General features: G+C 43.6%; 11 protein-coding genes. 2 read left to right on the top strand and 9 right to left on the bottom strand.

All coding sequences use genetic code 11. From position 1 onward, the window contains the following. Positions 1–277: 277 nt before the first annotated feature. The 4 genes from AB4Z08_RS11075 to AB4Z08_RS11060 all read right to left on the bottom strand — a co-directional run bounded on the left by AB4Z08_RS11075 (position 278) and on the right by AB4Z08_RS11060 (position 7846). Positions 278–2119 (bottom strand): SusD/RagB family nutrient-binding outer membrane lipoprotein, encoded by a 1842-nt coding sequence (locus AB4Z08_RS11075; RefSeq protein ID WP_441573791.1) that lies wholly within the window; start codon positions 2117–2119, stop codon positions 278–280. Positions 2120–2138: 19 nt separating this feature from the next. Beyond that, the gene (locus AB4Z08_RS11070) at positions 2139–5876 is read right to left on the bottom strand and encodes a SusC/RagA family TonB-linked outer membrane protein (RefSeq protein ID WP_441573790.1); all 3738 of its coding nucleotides are present in this window, start codon (positions 5874–5876) and stop codon (positions 2139–2141) included. Between the two features lie 113 nt (positions 5877–5989). Next, entirely contained in the window at positions 5990–7174 is a 1185-nt protein-coding gene (locus tag AB4Z08_RS11065; protein ID WP_441573789.1) for a FecR family protein, read from the bottom strand. A gap of 84 nt (positions 7175–7258) precedes the next feature. Continuing rightward, a complete protein-coding gene (locus tag AB4Z08_RS11060) occupies positions 7259–7846 on the bottom strand; it encodes an RNA polymerase sigma-70 factor (RefSeq protein ID WP_441573788.1) in 588 nt (195 codons plus the stop codon). A gap of 312 nt (positions 7847–8158) precedes the next feature. Here AB4Z08_RS11060 and AB4Z08_RS11055 point away from each other — a divergent pair, with 312 nt between their 5' ends. Next, entirely contained in the window at positions 8159–9493 is a 1335-nt protein-coding gene (locus AB4Z08_RS11055; protein WP_441573787.1) for a DUF2252 domain-containing protein, read from the top strand. Between the two features lie 167 nt (positions 9494–9660). Here the strand turns inward: AB4Z08_RS11055 and AB4Z08_RS11050 are convergent, their stop codons facing one another. The 4 genes from AB4Z08_RS11050 to AB4Z08_RS11035 form a co-directional block, all read right to left on the bottom strand. After that, positions 9661–10950: a DEAD/DEAH box helicase gene (locus AB4Z08_RS11050; RefSeq protein ID WP_441573786.1), complete on the bottom strand. Its 1290-nt coding sequence runs from the start codon at positions 10948–10950 to the stop codon at positions 9661–9663. Between the two features lie 175 nt (positions 10951–11125). Continuing rightward, positions 11126–11545, bottom strand: coding sequence for a response regulator (locus tag AB4Z08_RS11045; protein ID WP_441573785.1), 420 nt, complete (start codon positions 11543–11545; stop codon positions 11126–11128). A gap of 10 nt (positions 11546–11555) precedes the next feature. Continuing rightward, positions 11556–15677, bottom strand: a complete 4122-nt coding sequence (locus AB4Z08_RS11040) for a chemotaxis protein CheB (RefSeq protein ID WP_441573784.1) — start codon at positions 15675–15677, stop codon at positions 11556–11558. Positions 15678–16018: 341 nt separating this feature from the next. Then, the gene (locus AB4Z08_RS11035) at positions 16019–16426 is read right to left on the bottom strand and encodes a c-type cytochrome (RefSeq protein ID WP_441573783.1); all 408 of its coding nucleotides are present in this window, start codon (positions 16424–16426) and stop codon (positions 16019–16021) included. A 259-nt stretch (positions 16427–16685) separates the two neighbouring features. Here AB4Z08_RS11035 and AB4Z08_RS11030 point away from each other — a divergent pair, with 259 nt between their 5' ends. Then, positions 16686–16997 (top strand): hypothetical protein, encoded by a 312-nt coding sequence (locus AB4Z08_RS11030; protein WP_441573782.1) that lies wholly within the window; start codon positions 16686–16688, stop codon positions 16995–16997. A 24-nt stretch (positions 16998–17021) separates the two neighbouring features. On the opposite strand, the gene AB4Z08_RS11025 is transcribed toward AB4Z08_RS11030, so the two are convergent. Next, the gene (locus AB4Z08_RS11025) at positions 17022–17936 is read right to left on the bottom strand and encodes a helix-turn-helix domain-containing protein (RefSeq protein ID WP_441573781.1); all 915 of its coding nucleotides are present in this window, start codon (positions 17934–17936) and stop codon (positions 17022–17024) included. Positions 17937–17993 lie beyond the last annotated feature (57 nt).

Raw genomic sequence — 17993 nt, 5'->3', positions numbered from 1 at the left:
ACAGTCTGCTGCGCCTGCCTTGCAGTAGCAGGGGATAGTTGTTTGCCAGGAATAACCTCCTTCCCGGTGGAATCCATAGACTCAATCTTATCTTGTATTATTATTCTGAATAATGATAGGGGGCAGCCGGATCGTAACTGCAAAGGATACACGCTAAATAGCAAATGAAGATAACCTTTCATCGTACAGGGCTTACATCATCTGCCCACATAAACAACAAAGGGCAGGCCTTATGGCCTGCCCTTCTACTCCCAACATGGATTCACCACTATTACACTTAATTTTTATCCCACCATATTCTGCCCTTGGTATCGGCTGCACCGGCGCCATAAGCAGGATCTTTTGCTATCATCGTTTGCACCGCTGTATTATAATTGTCCTGGTTAAGCGTAGAACTCACATTCAGACTATTACGGCGGGCAATCAGTAAATTCTTACCACCATCCCATAAATTTTCCAGGTAGGCAATAGAAGATCCATCTCCTATTTTACCGTTATTACCTGGTCTTACATCAGTGAATTGTGGATAACCGGTACGTTTCCACATGGCCCATGCTTCATCCGGCTGCATTAAGAAATGCACCCAGGATTGTGAATAAATACTGGGTAATCCCTTGTAAGGAATACCGGCCGGTGTGGCAAATGCACCAATACTGATGGCATCTGCATTCGGTACTTTGGTAGCCACCGCAAAAGCCTGGTATTGATTAAAGGAAGCCTGTACACCTTTATAAAACCATTGGGAAGCCGTTTGTCCCAGGCCATTACCACCTTTTTCTGCTATCTCTGCCATCATAAAACAGGTTTCTGCATAGGTAACAAAGAAAGATTTCATTTTAATGGTAGATCCATCGGAATAAGGTTCATCCGTATGCATCAGGACTTGCTTGGAGCGCTGATCAAATCCACCAAAACCACCGTTCTTCACAAACAAACGGGTTTGAATAGCTGATAAGAAGAGCAGATTCTGCGTGGTACCATCTTTCAGGGTAAATGTTTTATTCCTGTCTAAACCGGTAGGACCATAAGCAGCATCACCAGCGGAGGCAGGAGACGCATGTTTACCCCAGTAACGTACCTGGTTTTCCGGCAATGCCAGTGCAGCCTGCGATGCCGCATCCCCATTCACTTTCACGGTCAGATACTGATTACTGTTATTACCCATATCATTCTGCCGGATCATGAATCCAATACGCGGATCGTTCGTGGATTTCAGGTATTCCACAAAAGAAAAAGACGCATTGTAGTTAAACAGGATCACGTTAATATCATCCACATTATTATTCCAGTCGCGGGTATGATTGATGGCGAACGATCCATCATTGGTAGGATCTGATAAAGAAGGAGCAATCAGTTTGCCCGCGAAATTAGTCGCCACATCATTCAGCACCGCTGTTAAATTCGCAGCATCACGTTTTTCATAACGCTGTGCAATCTTAATACGCAGCGTATTGGCAAGGCCCAGCCACTCTCCATAATCGCCACCATAGAATAAATCCTGGTTGCCCAGCGCAAACTGGTTGGTCGTATTATTTTTCAACAAGGTAGCCGCATCTTTCAATTGCTGATCAAACACCTTATACAGGTTAAAATCATAATCGTATTGCGGTAAAGGATATTGCGCATCATTGAATGCCTGGCTGTAAGGTAATGCACCGAATATATCCGCTACTCTCCACGCATGATATACATCCACAATAGAACAAATCGCTTTCAACCCCTGGTAAGTCGCCTTGGTAGCATCCGGCAGGGAATTGATTTTGTCGATAATCCGGTGCATATCGCGACCGGTGGAATTGAAGTAGTCGCCGTAAAAAAAGAAATTCGGATTAGGACCGGTGCTCTTGGCAGGATCGGCATACTTGCCGGAAAGACTGCTGTTAGTCACCGCATCCGGTACCACATATTGCATATAACTTAAGGTGGCGCCGTACCTTTGAGCGGGACGGTCACGCCCATTGATATCAATATCTACGGTAGCCCCGGTGAACAGGAACTCCGGATTTACATCCGGCAGTAAATTCGGATTGGTGTTAATATCTATCAGCGTCTTTTTGCATGACTGACTTACCAAAGCGAGGGTAAGTAATCCAAGTATATATTTGTTAGTCTTTTTCATCGTCTATGTATTAGTTGTTTTACAGAGAAATGTGGAGGGTTGCTGCATAGTTGCGGGAAAAAGGTACCCCACCGGTAATGAACGGTCTGAATGGATCATTACTTTGCAGAGAAGCCGGATTCTGTCCACCAGTCAGTGTTCTGTACAAATAACCAACGTTGCGGGCAGTTAACGTTAACCTGGCTCCCTTCAAATGAATAGAATTGGTAATCGCAGCAGGCAACCGGTATCCCAGCGTGATTTCACGCAGCATTACCCAGGAATTTTTGCTGATAGTACCATTGTTATTCAGATTGGTTTCCCATCCGTAAAAAGTATTATAGTATAAAGACGCTTTAAAAGGCTCTACCAGCCCTTTATCATAAGCTTCTTTAAAGGTCATACCGGCAATGCTGACAGCTGGTTGTAACGGACTCATTTGTCCTTCATCAAATACTGCATTTGGAATTACACCATCATACATAGGTTTTCCACCATTCCACTGCGGATCCGTACGTGCTACGCCTCCGCGAGCCTGGTCGCGGTATTGCAGGGAATTTTTTGGTGTACCCTGCCCCATGGCATAAGCATAAGATTCCGAATATACATAACCACCAAAGCGGCCATCTACCTGTGTAAATAAACTGAAGTTCTTATATCTCACAGTAGCACTTATACCACCTGTTAAGTCTGGTTCTACTTTACCCATTCTCGGAGCAGCAGATCCATTCGGTAACTGCACCAGGTTATAGTTCACCATGTCGTACTGACCGGCAGGACTTGTAATTCTGCCGCCATAAGTAATCAGTGGGAATCCTGTTTTAGGATCATTTTTGGTGCTGGCCAGGTAGTCGCCCACGTTTGTAGTTAATACACCAAAGTCACCACCTTCATATGCATGTACACTTACGCCTTCATAGTTATCACTGAGGTTCCAGTCTTTGATACCATTACCAAACTCAATAATCTTGCTCTTATTATGTCCTAAGTTCACCGCAAAATCCAATCCCCAGTTTTTACCACGGATAGGTGAAATGTTCACTAACAATTCCCATCCTTTGTTCTGGATATTACCAGCATTAAAGAACACCTGGCTGTAACCTGTTTCCGGTACACCGGCCAGGTTAATCAACTGGTGGAAAGTATTGGTTTTATACCAGGCAAAATCCACATTGATCAGGTCCTTTAGCAAACCGAAATTGGTACCAAATTCCCAGGTACGGGATATCTGTGCTCTCAGGTCCAGGTTAGGTTTTACGTTGGCATTGTATTGTGTGGCGGTACCTACTGAAGCGCCATTCTGATTGAGGATAGTGCCGGGAGAATAACCAACACCTGTCTGGTAGGCACCGGCAATACCGGAGTTACCTACATACGCCAGGGAAGCCCTCAGTCTGCCGGAAGAAATCCATCCTGGCATACTCTTCTCGAAATGATCATAGAAAGAATAAGAGAGGTTAGCAGAAGGATAAAAAATAGAATAATTATTCTTCGCGCCAATAGCTGCTACCGGATAAGTCAGGGTAGATCTCCAGTCGTTACGTCCGGTAATTTCCAGGTTCAGGAATTGTTTGTAATTCAGGTTAAGGATACCACCTACACCAATCGTTAACTGGGAAGGATATCTGGGCCCCGGAACACTGGTAGAGCCGTAGTAGTACTGGTTTTGAATATTCAGGGAAGAGTTACCCAGGAAAAATACATTGGGTACGCTCAGCTGACCATTGGTAGAGGCTCCATAGCTTTCTCCGAGTCTGTCTCCATAAATTTCATTGTATAAACGAAAGTCGATGTTCAGGTCTTTATTCATGACATCCTTAGTGGCATGTGCCATAAACAGCAACGTGTAATCGCTGGTATAGCTGCCTCCGGATGAATAATAACCACCGGTATTATTAGTACCGTTACCATAGTCTTTTTCTTCTGTGCGAATTTTATAGAAATTGAAATTACCTCTGGCAGACAGGTCCAGCCAGGGGTTTACCTGTGCTTTCAGCTGCATGTATCCCAATATGGAATTTTCGTGGCGGAAATAATTATTCTTATCAAACCTGGAAAATGCATTCACCGCAGCACCAAGATTAGCGTAGGTATCTGCATAATCAGGTGTATTGTCTGGTGCGCGATACGTTTTATACCAATCACCAAAGTCTATATTTCTTGGCAGGTAGTAGGTATTAAATGCCAGGTTTTGTCCCCCGCCATAATAGTACCGGCCCTGGGAGAAGAAGTTCTTTGCTTCTGTATTGGAATAACTGATGCCGAAGTCGGTAGAAAATACTTTATTTAATTTGGCGCCGATTTTTAAATCAACGGAATTTCTTTTCATGCCATTGTTTGGCAATAAACCATTGGTATAGTTGTTGGAATACGACAGGCGATAGTTAAACTTATCAGTAGCACTGCTGATAGCAATATTATTATTGATGTAATTACCATCCTGGTAAAATGTTTTCCAGTTGTTGGGTTGTGGTGAATAAGGCACCATTTTTTTGGGATTAAAAGCAGCGGGGTGCAAACTACCATCCATCAAAGGTCCCCAGCTGGCATCAGTTTTGGTTTGTGTGCCATCTGGTCTGAAATTACCTTCTCTTTCTACATAGTCTCCCTGACCATATACATTTTGTAAATCCATTGGTGCACGGTACACACTTTCCTTCTGATAAGTGGAATTGACTTCAATTAAAAATCCATCTCCTGCTTTTGCTTTCTTAGTAGTAATAACGATGGCGCCGTTGATACCTCTGGAACCGTAGATAGAGGTTGCTGCCGCTCCTTTCAGAACAGTGATGGATTCATAATCATCGGGATTCAGGTTTTTCAACTGAGAACCCGCATCGGCATTATCTGCATCTGATACGTTATTGGTAATCACATTTCCATCTATTACAAAAATGGGCTGGTTCACGTTATTACCTGGTGTACCTAATACCTTGGCTCCCCTGATCTGGATAAAGGGAGATGTTTGCACGCCGGCGGCTGTCATTACGCTGATATTCACACCAGCTACTTTACCTTGCAGGGCGGTAATCGGATTCACGGAATTGGTACGGGTGAGTTCTTCACCTTTTACGGTAGTGAGTGCATAACCTACTGTTTTATCGTTTTTACCGATGCCCAGTGCGGTTACCACCACTTCACCCAATCCGCTGCTGGAGAGTTCCAGCTTTACAGACAGTTTGGTATTATCTCCTACTTTTATTTCCTGTTTTTTATATCCTACAAAACTGATCTCCAGTACGTCACCGGGTTCAGCATGAAGGGTAAATTCACCATTCGAATTACTGATAGTGCCTTTGTTGGTACCTTTTATTTTGATAGATACCCCTGCCAGCGGATGTTTATCCATATCGGTAATCACCCCGCTGATTTCGGCTACCGGGGCTATTTCGTGGTTGATATTGTCTTGCTGACTTTCTTCTTTTTGTTTTACTACCACTGTGCTGCCAACAATGGTATAGGTGAGTGGCTGGTTTTTAAAACATATGTCCAGCGTGGCTTCCAGGGAAGCGTCTTTCACATCAATTGTTACGGCATCTGCCTGCCGCATCCAGGATTCATCGAAGAAAAAGGAATACCCGGTTTGTTTTTTAATAGCACGGAACACTTTTCCCAGCCGTACATTTTTCTCGGCCAGTGTGATTTTCTGTGAGTAACCTTTTGCACTAATCTGCAGACAGGCGGCCATAATCAAAATGGCTGTTAGCTTCATAAACAGGAGCGTTTTGGGCAGTACGCGACGGCTGAAATACCAGGCGGTACGTAGAATTTTTTTCATACTTTAGTAGTGGTTTTGGTTGAGTAATTAGCAATTCGTCCCTACAAATTGTTATGACTAGTATTCTCCAGAACTATTTGCCGCTCTGACTCTCACCTCAGAGCGGTTTTTCATTATGGTAATACGATGATCCTTTTTTCTTCTATTCTGAAATGTACTTTACTCTCTTCCAGTATCTTCAACACCTGTGATACATTGGAACTACGTGAAATTTCCCCTCCAAAGCGGCGGTTTGGCACCTTGCCTCCGTATACGATTTCCACATCGTACCAGCGGGCAATTTGCCGCATTACACTGCTCAGGTCGGCCTGATCAAAAGAGAAATACCCATTTTTCCAGGCTACCTCTCCATCGGTGTCTACATCTTTATATAATACAATATTGTTTCCGGGGTTTAGCTGTGCCTGTTCTCCGGGCTTCAGCAGCTGTTTTGCATTCCCTTTGGTGACAATGACGCTGCCTTCCAGCAAGGTGGTTTTAATAGTATGTTCGTCCGGATAGGCGTTCACGTTAAAGTGTGTACCCAGTACCTGCACTTCCATGCCGCGGGTGGATACAATAAAAGGTACTTTCTTTCCATTACGCAGCAGGGGAGCCACTTCAAAATAGGCTTCCCCTGTGATCTCTACCTTTCTTACGTTGCCGGAAAAGGCAGCAGGAAAACGAACAGAGGAAGCAGCATTTAACCAAACACTGCTACCATCAGCCAATACCAGCTGATACTGTTTGCTTCTTGGGGTTACTACTGTGTTAAATAGTTGTTCACTATTCCCGCCGGAGGCATTATAAACGATTTTTCCCTGACGATTGGTCACTTTGGTACTTCCCTGCAGCGCCAGCAATCCATTGCCGGCACTGTCCAGTGCAATTTGCTGACCATTGGCCAACACCAAAATACCACCTGTTGTCCCGGGTGCGATGTCTTTGCGTTTAGTCGTTGACGTTATTGACGGTGGTGCCGTTGTTTTTTTAAAGGAGAAGAAATAACCGCCTATGGCAATCAATGCAGCGATACAGGCGGCCACGGCTATTTTCAGGAGTCTCCTTACCGGGCGACGGTCCTGTATTTGGGGGGCCTCCGCCATCATCGTGATAAACTTTGCATCCCAGTCCCGTCCACTATGGTCTGTTACGTCTCTGGAGGTTTCCCATTGTTCTTTCAATACGATGGTGAGCATCTCCATATCTTCCTCCTCTCCTGCCTTACGCAGTAGTTCCGCTAACTCCTCTTTTGAAATCCTGTTGTCAAGATATTGCGCCAACAGGTACTTCCACGTATGAACAGGACCCTTATCCATAATGCAATAATTGTGGTAAAAAGCATTCTCCTGTTAGTAAGACGAGTAAAAAAGGAACGATAACTAATGAAGGATAAAAAAAAGTTAAAATTTTCCGATAATGAGGATGACAATCGCTATATCTATCTCTTTAACAAGGTAATTACGGATAAAACGTTGGGCGAGTACGATGTGATTATTAACAGTTGCCCTTGAAATATGCAGCTGTTGTGCGATCTGATCATGTGACAGTTCTTCTTCACGACTTAACGTGTATACTTTTTTGCATTGTGGAGGCAGCAGGGAAATAGCGGTACGCACTTTCTCTTCATACTCGTGTACGATCAGCATAGTATCTGCACCTTCTGTGCCCGCGAGGTCAGTCACCTCATACAAGAGTTCCTGCAAACGAGGGTCCCTGGCCGCTGTGCGCAGGAAATCGATACTCTTATTATGTGCGATACGGAAAAGAAAGGCATCGAAATTATGGATCTGTGAAATGAGATCTCTACCGGTCCATATCTTCATAAATACGTCCAGTACCAGCTCCTCCGCCACCTGTTCTGATTTTATAAAGCGGGAAATGTAATAGAACAATCTTCCACGATACTGATCAAACAAAGCTTTGAATGCTTTTTCACTACCCGCAGCTACTTCCTGCAGATCAACCGGTTGATGATGTACTTGTTTCACTGTAAATGGAATATCAGGTAAAACGACAAGTGAACTCAATTTCTATCGCGTAAAAAAAACGCTTAATTCATGACGTGTTGCTGGTTGATATTACGTTAAAACGAATGATGAAATCTGTAATGGCATTTCAATACTGTGCTGGTTGATATAGAGAAAATTTTCGCGTCTCCAAACCAAACCTAAAATAAAAAAGCCGATCTACCAAATCTTTGCTTTGCAATCGGTCCCAATGAAAAACACAAAAGATGTATCTTTTTGTGATAATAAAAACAAGTAGTGTACTTCATACGTTTGAATACTAATTACATTATTATGGCCACCATTTCAGATAATCCAGGCAAAAAGATCAGGGATAAAGTCTCCCGTGCCTCCCAGGGAGATTTTAAACTGTCATCTAAACGCCCCACCATCCTGCAAGCGATCAACGCCTCCAACTACGACCGGGTACCAGACCTCATCCCCATTCGTTGCGGCAGAATGAGTGCATCCCCATTTGCTTTTTACCGGGGAACAGCAGATATTATGGCACATGATCTGTCCGGCCTCCCGCATACACAGCTACCTGTGCAGGCCATGGGTGACTGCCATCTCATGAACTTCGGCGGCTTTGCTACACCGGAACGTAATCTCATTTTCGATGCCAACGACTTTGATGAAACATTGCCCGCTACATGGGAATGGGATATCAAAAGACTGGCTACCAGCTTTGTGCTGGCAGCCAGGCATAATAATATGCGGGAAACGGATGCCCAACAAATGGCCATTGACATGGCCAGCGCTTATAGAATTGCCATTGCAGAATACGCCCGGATGAATACACTGGACCTCTGGTACATGAAATTTGAAATGCAGGACCTCCTTAATAAAGCCCGCAATGAAAAAGTGAAAACCATGCTGAGAGATGCTATGGACAAAGCACAAAAAAGTACTCCTGAAAAAGTATTTTATAAAATCACCCAAAGTGTATTGGGCAGCTTTGAAATCCTGGATCAGCACCCGCTCATCTACCACCCGATCGACCTGGTGAAACAGAAAGCGATGGTGCAGTCATTTCTGAACTTTTACATGAATACCCTGCAGGCCGACCGGCGCTTTCTTTTTAGCCAGTACAGGGTGATAGATATCGCCCTGAAAGTAGTAGGTGTGGGCAGCGTAGGCACCCGTTGCCTTGTTGCGCTGATGATGAATGCGAAAGATGAGCCGTTGTTCATGCAGATAAAAGAGGCCAGACCAAGTGTATTGGAAGCCTATACCGGCAAAAGTAAATATCAGCATAATGGTGAACGCATTGTACAGGGTCAGCGACTGGTGCAGGCAGCCAGTGATATGTTCCTGGGCTGGAGTACCGGGCTCGAAAACAGGCACTTTTACCTGCGGCAGCTGAGAGACCGGAAAATAGCCCCTGATGTGGAGCATTTCGATAAGGACGTAATGGCCGCCTATGCAGGTCTATGTGGCAGGGTACTCGCCCGGGCGCATGCTAAAACAGGGCCCGCAGATATCATCAGCGGCTATTTAGGAAAGGCAGATGTGATGGATCAGGCAATAGGCAAGTTCGCCGTTGCCTATGCAGATCAAACCGAGAAAGATTATGCAAACTTCGTAAAAGCGATTAAAGCAGGGAAAATCAAAGCGGAAATGATGTAATTTTTGTCTTACTCAGGATTATACTGATTTTGATGATTTCGGGATTTTTTACCGGATTAAAAAAGATTAGCGAAGATCAAAGCGACAATATCCGCTTTAATCTTCGCTAATTTTATATAACAAAATCATCAAAATCAGTATAATCCTGAGCAAGACAAAAAATCGCGTTAGAAAGTTTTGTCTCTCTTATCGATCCTGCCCCTTCTATTCTTAGGTTTAGGTCTTCTTGGATCTGCCTTAGGCATATCCGGATTAGCACTGTTGGCTTCCATTAATGCCGCCTCTTCAAAAGGATGGGGCACAGATGGAATGATTTGCCTGGTCAACTTGTTGATGCTGTTCAGGAAAGGTCTTTCTTCTGTATCACAGAAAGAAAGTGCATAACCTGCAGCACCTGCTCTACCGGTTCTGCCTATACGATGTACGTAAGTTTCAGAAACATTCGGTAAGTCATAGTTGATCACGTGCTCCAGTGAGTCCACATCAATACCTCTGGCAGCAATATCTGTAGCTACCAGCACACGCAGGCGGCCATTTTTAAAGTTGTTCAGGGTATTCTGACGGGAAGCCTGTGATTTATCGCCATGCAACGCATCTGCGTTGATATTGCGCTTCTTCAGATTTTTAGCGATCCTGTCTGCACCATGTTTGGTTTGTGTAAACACAATGGTACGTTCTATGGTTTTGTCTCTCAAAAGATGATCCAGCAGGGACTGCTTATCTTTCTTCTTCACAAAATAAACCGATTGTTCTACCCTTTCGGCGGTAGTAGCTACCGGCGTAATAGTTACTTTCTCTGGTTTATAGAGTAAAGAATTGGCCAACTGTGCAATGCTTGGTGGCATGGTAGCAGAAAAGAACAGGGTTTGACGCTGTTGCGGCAGCTCCCGTATTACTTTCTTGATATCATTGATAAAACCCATGTCCAGCATACGATCTGCCTCATCTAAAACAAATATTTCCAGATGGTTCAGGTAAATGTAGCCCTGGTTCATGAGATCCAGTAAGCGGCCCGGTGTAGCGATCAGGATATCGGTACCGTTACGCAGGGCAATGGTTTGCCTGTGCTGAGGTACTCCACCAAAAATCACATCGTGCTTCAGGCCGGTGTGCTTTCCGTATGCGGCAAAGCTTTCATCGATCTGAACCGCCAGTTCCCTGGTAGGTGTGAGAATCAGTGTACGGATATGTTTAAAGCCTTGATTGGCCGGCGTACTGTTATGTAATAACTGTAAAATGGGAATAGCAAACGCTGCCGTTTTACCGGTGCCTGTTTGCGCGCATCCGAGCAGGTCTTTACCTTCCAATACAATAGGAATAGATTGTAACTGTATGGGTGTAGGCGTAGTATAGCCTTCGGTTTTAACTGCTTTTAAAATGGGCTCAATAAGCCCTAATTGCTCAAATAACATGTTGATATATCTGATGTAATAAATTATAAAATAACGCTTCTTCATCTTTAGCGTTATCACAATTGAGGAGAGCAGTAAAGAAAAGATTTCCGGACTGGAGAGAATAGATACTTCTGTGCTTTATGCTTTTAACTCAACAGACGGAAGCAAAGATACTCTTTTTCCCGTCCCGATGCTGATAAATTAAAAAAATAACATATGAAAGACATTAAAAAGGGCATTATTGGACCTTTTCAAAAAGGTATTTGCCAACCAGCTGCGAAATAACCGCATTAAATCCTTCATAGGAGTCGGGTTTGGTAATCACCTGGTCCGCTCCCATCTCCAAACAGATAGCCGCCAGCCTGGCGTCATTAAAGGTTGAATAGATCACTACCGGAATATGCTTCAAACGCGGATCCTCTTTCAATAACCCCAGGGCTTCCTTTCCATTCATCTGCGGCATATTCTGATCCAGAATGATCAGGTCCGGCAGTGCGGAGGTTTCCAGCTGGGCAAGCAACTGAATGACTTTAAGCCCGTTATCAACAGCGCTGAAAGTAAAATCATTTACCATTTTCAGTTGTTCTACAATATCATCGAAGATCATTCTATCATCTTCGTCATCTTCTGCCAGTAATATCTTTTTAAATGGCTTCATATAATGTGCTTTAAATCTCCTGCTGCTCAGGTAAAATGATATGAAAACTCGCACCTTCACCAGCTTTACTTTCTGCAGTAATAAGCCCCTGGTGCTTTTCTACTATTTTTTTAATGATGGCCAACCCGATACCGGTACCCTCGTACATGTCTTTGGAATTCAGGCGCTGAAAAAGGTCGAATATTCTCGACTTAAACTGCTCATCAAAACCAATTCCATTATCCACAATGGATAATCTGTACCATTTACCATCTGCCGCCTCCATTGCCTCCAGGGATTTCTCTTTGATCCGCTGTGCGCTGATATGAATCTTTGGTGTTGTTTCCGGAGAAGTAAATTTCAGTGAATTACCAATAAGGTTTTGAAACACCTGCTGAATCTGGGACCTGTTGGCCATCAACTCCGGCATATCAGATACGATGATCTCCGCATCTTTCTCTTTCACCAGCATTTCAAAATCTTCCTGCACCTCCTCCATCACCTGGTTCAGATCTATCCATTCAAAACCCGCATTTTCCGTGGTTAATTTAGAAAAATGAAGAATATTGACCATCAGTGATTTCATACGGTTAACAGAGTGCATGATCTTATTGAGATATAATACAGTGCTCTCCGGCAACTCTGTATCATGTTTATCCCTGACCATTTTGGAAAACATGTGGATCTTACGCAGCGGTTCCTGCAAGTCGTGAGATGCCACTGAAGCAAATAATTGCAGGTCATTATTGCTGGATTCCAGGTCCAGGTTACTCTTTTGCAATTGCATCGTACGTTCTGCCACCTTTTCCTCCAGCACCTCGTTCATAACCTTTTGCTCATGAACATCCATGTTGGTAATTACCCAGCTGAAAAATTTCCCGTCCTCTCCCTTCCTGGCCTTGGCCCGCAACAGATTCCAGCGGTATTGCTCACCATGACTCAATATTCTTATATCGCAATTAAAGTCAGTATGAGCTATCGCGGCTTTCTTCCAGGTATCCAGCAGCGCCTCCAGATCGGATGGATAGATCACTCTTTGCCAACCGGCGCCAATGGCATCTTCATACAGCAGTTCTGTATAGTATTCAAACTGGCTGTTTACAAAATCAACCTGTCCCGCCTCTACCGACGTCCAAACCATCAATGGCATGGCCTCTGCCAGGAAACGTTTCTCTGCAATGTTGCTGGCAATCCGCTCTTCACTGATCGACAGCTCCCTGGTACGATCACGCACTTTATCTTCCAGTTCCAGGTTCAGCAATTTAAGATGTTCTTTCACCTCATTCAGCTCACTATAGCTTTGCTCTATTTCCTGGAATGCCAGTTTCTTATCCGTTACGTCTGTAAAAGTAACCACCAGTCCTCCCGGCATTTTTATAGCTGTCATCTCATACCAGCTGTTCTTCTCCTGCAGGAAAACATCCCGGTCAACGACACTGTCATTCTGCATGGCCACTAAATACTCATCAAACAATTCAGGCGTAGACAGCAGCGGCAGGTCATTCTTCAAACTCTTACCCGTGAGCCTTTGATGCTCTCCACCAAACCAATCATAGGCCATCCTGTTCACCGTAGTAATGATGAAATCATCTACTACTCCTGATTCAGATTCAACGGTATGCAAAGCAAAAATGGCACTCTGGCTGGCATTGAAAACACTTCGTATAATGTTATTGAGATTGGCGATAGTTGTAATATCCACGAAGGTTAGAATGATGCCGGCATGTCTGCCTTCACGGGTGATATAAGGCATGATACGCATCAACAACTCTCTGCCTTTGTTCAACTGTACTTCCTTTTCCACTACCTGCCTGGTTCGCTGCACGTACTCAATATCTTCCATCAGCTTATCATACCTGATATTATTGGAGATATGCGTAAAAGGTCGTCCCAGATCACTTTCAATGAAGTTGATCATAGAAGCGGAAGCCGGATTAAACTTACGTATGTTCAGCTGCTCATCCAGGAAAATCTGCCCGATATCGGTACTGCGGAAATAGTTATTCAGGTCATCATTCAACTCTATCAGTTCTTTTATCTTTAGCTGATGCTCTGTATTCAAGGTGTATAGCTCTTCATTCAACGATTGCAGTTCTTCGTTGGAGCTCTGCAACTCTTCGTTGGAAGACAACAATTCCTCATTGGAGCTTTGCAGTTCCTCGTTGGCAGTTTCCAGGTCTTCTACGGCGAGTTGCAGACTATTTCTTACTTCCTGCAACTCACTTTCCAGGCCATTGATATAATCCGGATCAATACCGTCTGTTACATAAGGAACTACCTCCACAGAAGGAGCTATTTCTACTTTTGTAATGGTTACCAGCGTGTAGTCATTTTCAGCCGATAGGATAGGATTGATCAACAAATTTATCACACCACTCTTATCGTCCTTTTTGTAGCGCAGGTTATTAACAATAACCTTCTCATTATTTTTCCACGCCCGGCGAATCTCTTTATTGATCACCAGGGAAAGCTCCTGTGGCAACATACGGATCAGGTTAAGGTTCAACACCTTTCTGGGTAGCTTAAGCAACTGATCATAATTACCCATTGTTTCTTTGACCTCAAAATTCCTGTCGATATATAATGCTATAAAGCCGAGATCATCTGTCAGCGCATCACGAGCGTCCATCCACAGGGAGCGTTGCACTTTTGTTTCAAACTGTTTACCTATGCGCGATAACATTTCCTTTCCTCTTGCACTGACAGGGGAAGTAAAAGTATCTCCGAAGCTGAGCCGCGGCTTTAAGTCCTGCAATTTTTTAAAGATCCGCCACTTATTACTGATCTGCAACATAGTGCCCTTGGGATAACCTGGATTTTCGCTGGGCCCCAGGAAAAGAAAACCTTCCTTGTTCAGTGAAAACTGCAGGGTATTGAAGATGCGCTCCTGTAGTATATTGTTCATATAAATAAGCATATTCCTGCAGGTAACCAGGTCGTTCTTAATAAACGGAGGATCCTTTGTGATATCATGTCTGGCAAAAACAATCTGTTTACGTAAACGGGGAGCTACCACGTATCCTTTCCCTTTTATCGTAAAATATTTACTGAGCATTTCTGCCGGTATATCATTGGATATCGCTAACGGATATACGCCCTGTGAGGCAATTTCCAGGTTAGCCACATCAATATCCGAAGCAAAGATTTTTACATCCAAACGCTTCCCGGTGCGCTCCAGCACTTTATCTATCAGCATAGCAATAGAATACGCTTCTTCTCCGGTGCTACAGGCAGATACCCATACTTTTAGCTGCTCATCGGGTTCTTTCGCAAAAATAATTTCAGGAATCACCTTACTTTCCAGCAACGTAAAGGCCTCTGTATCACGAAAAAAACGGGTAACGCTAATCAGGAAGTCGTGTGCCAACTCCCTGCATTCATCCGCATGTTCCTCCAGGTAAGCTGCATACTTCACAGGGTCTTTAAAATCCAGTTGTACCATTCTTTTACTGATGCGGCGCAGAATGGTAGGGGTTTTATAATAATGAAAATCATTGCCGCCATTTTTGTAAATCAGTTCAAAAATGCGACTCAGTGTTTTTTCATCCGGCTCTTTGGTATTAAAAATATTTACGTCCGGATGCCTGATATCATTGATGATAGCAGCTGCCAGGTCTGCCGGTGTACCTATAATATCTGCATAACCGGAAAGAATGGCGCTATTGGGCATGCCATCAAACTTGGCTGTTTTAGGGTCCTGTACCAATACAATGCCTCCCTGCTCTTTGATCGTCATAATACCACGTGTACCATCGGTACCGGTACCGGAAAGAATAACGGCTACCGCACGTTGGCGCTTATCCATTGCCAGCGAATGCAAAAAAACATCAATGGCATTGTTGGGCACTTTCTCATGTGTTTTTTCAGACAGCACTAATTTATTTTTCTCTATCCGTATCTGTTTTGTATTGGGGATCACATAAATACAGTGCTTTACCACCGGCTGGTTATGGGTGGCTTCCACTACTTTCATCTGCGTATGCCGCGATACCAGTTCTACCAACAGACTTTTAAAATCCGGCGACAAGTGTTGTATGATGACAAAAGACAGGTTATCTGTTTGTGGCATATTATCAAAAAACTCTTGGATGGCCTCCAGACCACCTGCCGATGCACCTACAGCTACTACATAATGATGTTGCACGCTCTTCATATATCCATTTTGGTTAGTACCTGGCAAAAGCAACTGAACAATGGGGCACTTTTATAGACACAGGTATTTCCCTTCCTCACCCTGGAAAAAAAGCCGCAGTATTGCGGATTTTTTTCCACACTCTCCTCCTTGCACTGCTATACCTTTTTGAAAATAAAAATGGCTTTCAACGGGTATTTGCAGTTGTCTGCTGACCATCTTTGCAATTATTGTTCCAGCCAGGTTGACCACGGTACACCTAAAGGATATCTTCTTTGTTCTTCATCACAAAAAAGGTGAAGCCCGTTTACGGGCTTCACCGGTAATAAATAAAAAAGCCGCTTTGCAGCGGCCCTTTCAATTTACTTTGCAGCTTCCGGTGCTGGGTCCGGTTTGGTTTTTGGTTCTTCATTACCGTGGTGGCAGGTATAACAGCTGACCGCCATTACTTCGCTACCCTTGAAGAACTTCTTGTTGATACGTTTGGTCATCTTCATCATGTCCCTTGCTGTTCCTTTGTGTGGATTTTCATCGCTGGCGAAATCCATTTTCTTTGGATCGTCTTTCCGCGGCTCGTGACAGAAATTACATTTTACGCCCAGCGCAGCATTAAAACCGCGCATTACGGTAATCAGCTCCTCATGGCTGATATCCTTTGGCAGTACTTTCAGATTTTTTGCCTTTTCAGGTTCCTGGGGTAATGCAAGTGAGCATAGCGTGCCGGCTGCCAATAGTGCCGCCACTACTACAAAACTTTTCCTGATTTTCATGACCATGGGTTTAATAAGTATATAAATGCTTCCTTCAGAAACGAAATCTACAAAAAAGAACAATAGGTTGTAGTTATCCCCATTCGTTTTTTCACCGGTCCGGCCACGTATCCGGAAAGCTTTTCAAAGAAAAAATAAAAAAAACCTAAAAAGTTGTCACGTTTTGCGGCGCTGTTTTGTCTTATTAGGGAAGAACGGCTTAAAAGGATTATTAATCCTTTCTTCTGGCTCAAAAAATCAACAATATAAAAACTAACATATGAAAATCGTAAAAGTAACTTACACGGTAAAATCAAGCTTTGCACAACAGAACAAGGAAAACGTAAGGGTAGCCATTAATGAATTGCGCAAGCTCAATATCCCTGCGATTAAATATTTCGTTAACCTGGGTGCGGATGGTAAAACCTTTACTCACTTTGCCATCTATGAAAACAATGAGGTACAGGACCTGTTGCTCAATGCACCATTCTTCAAAACCTTCCAGCAGCAAAGAGATGCGAGCGGACTTGAAGTAGCGCCAGTCATAGAAGAAATGAGTTTAGTAACTTCTTCCTTTGATATGTTCCTGTAAAACAGGGAAAATATAACCTCATCGTCAGCAAAAAGATTGTCTGAATGCCAATGGAGTAAGACTCGTCTTTGCTTTAAAAAGCTTGCTAAATGATTGTGAGTGTTCAAATCCCAATTCGTAAGCAATTTCGCTCACTGACAGGGTCGTTCCGGTTAACTTTTCTTTCGCTTTTTCGATCAGCTTTTCATGAATATGCTGTTGCGTATTAAGCCCGGTAGACACCTTCAGTAAGGTACTCATATAATCGGGAGAAAGGTTCAGCTGTTCGGCAACATAATTGACAGTGGGCAGTCCTTCTTTTTGCGTGACGTCATCAAAATAATCATCCAGCAGTGCCTCCAGCTTTTCAAGCACCTGGTGATTCGCTTCTTCGCGGGTAATAAATTGCCGTTGATAGAACCGGTCGGCATAATTGAGTAAAACCTCTATCTGGGATACAATAATTTGCCTGCTAAATTTATCGATGTTTGATTGATACTCCTGCCTGATATGTTGAACAATGCCGGAGATGGCTGTTTCTTCCTTTTCTGAAAGGAACAGGGCTTCCCGAACGGAATACCCAAAGTATTTGTATTTCTTAATATTTTTTGCCAGCGGCATATTCCAGAAAAAATCAGGATGGACCAGCAACATCCAACCGGACTTGCCTGGCGCGTCCTGATTAATTTCAATCTTAAATATCTGCCCCGGCGCTATAAAAAACATCGTGCCTTCATCAAAATCATATTCCAGCTGTCCGTATTTTATTTTGGCGTCAAGACCTCTTTTCAAAGCAATAAAATAAAAATCATACGCCCAGCTAATGTCATTATTCTCCCGCGAATGCTTTATTTTATTATAGTCTATCAGACTAATCAATGGATGTTCCGGTGCCGCCAAACCACGGATGCGGTGATATTCACTAATAGACTTTATCCGCTGAACATTATTGTTTACCATGACCATTTTTTTTAAACCTGACAGGCAATTCGAAAAGGATACAAATGCCCCCTGCAA

Source organism: Chitinophaga sp. RAB17 (genome assembly GCF_052114225.1).
Classification (GTDB): Bacteria; Bacteroidota; Bacteroidia; order Chitinophagales; family Chitinophagaceae; genus Chitinophaga.
Note: the sequence above shows the minus strand (reverse complement) of the source record. Positions and strands in the feature narration are given on the sequence as shown.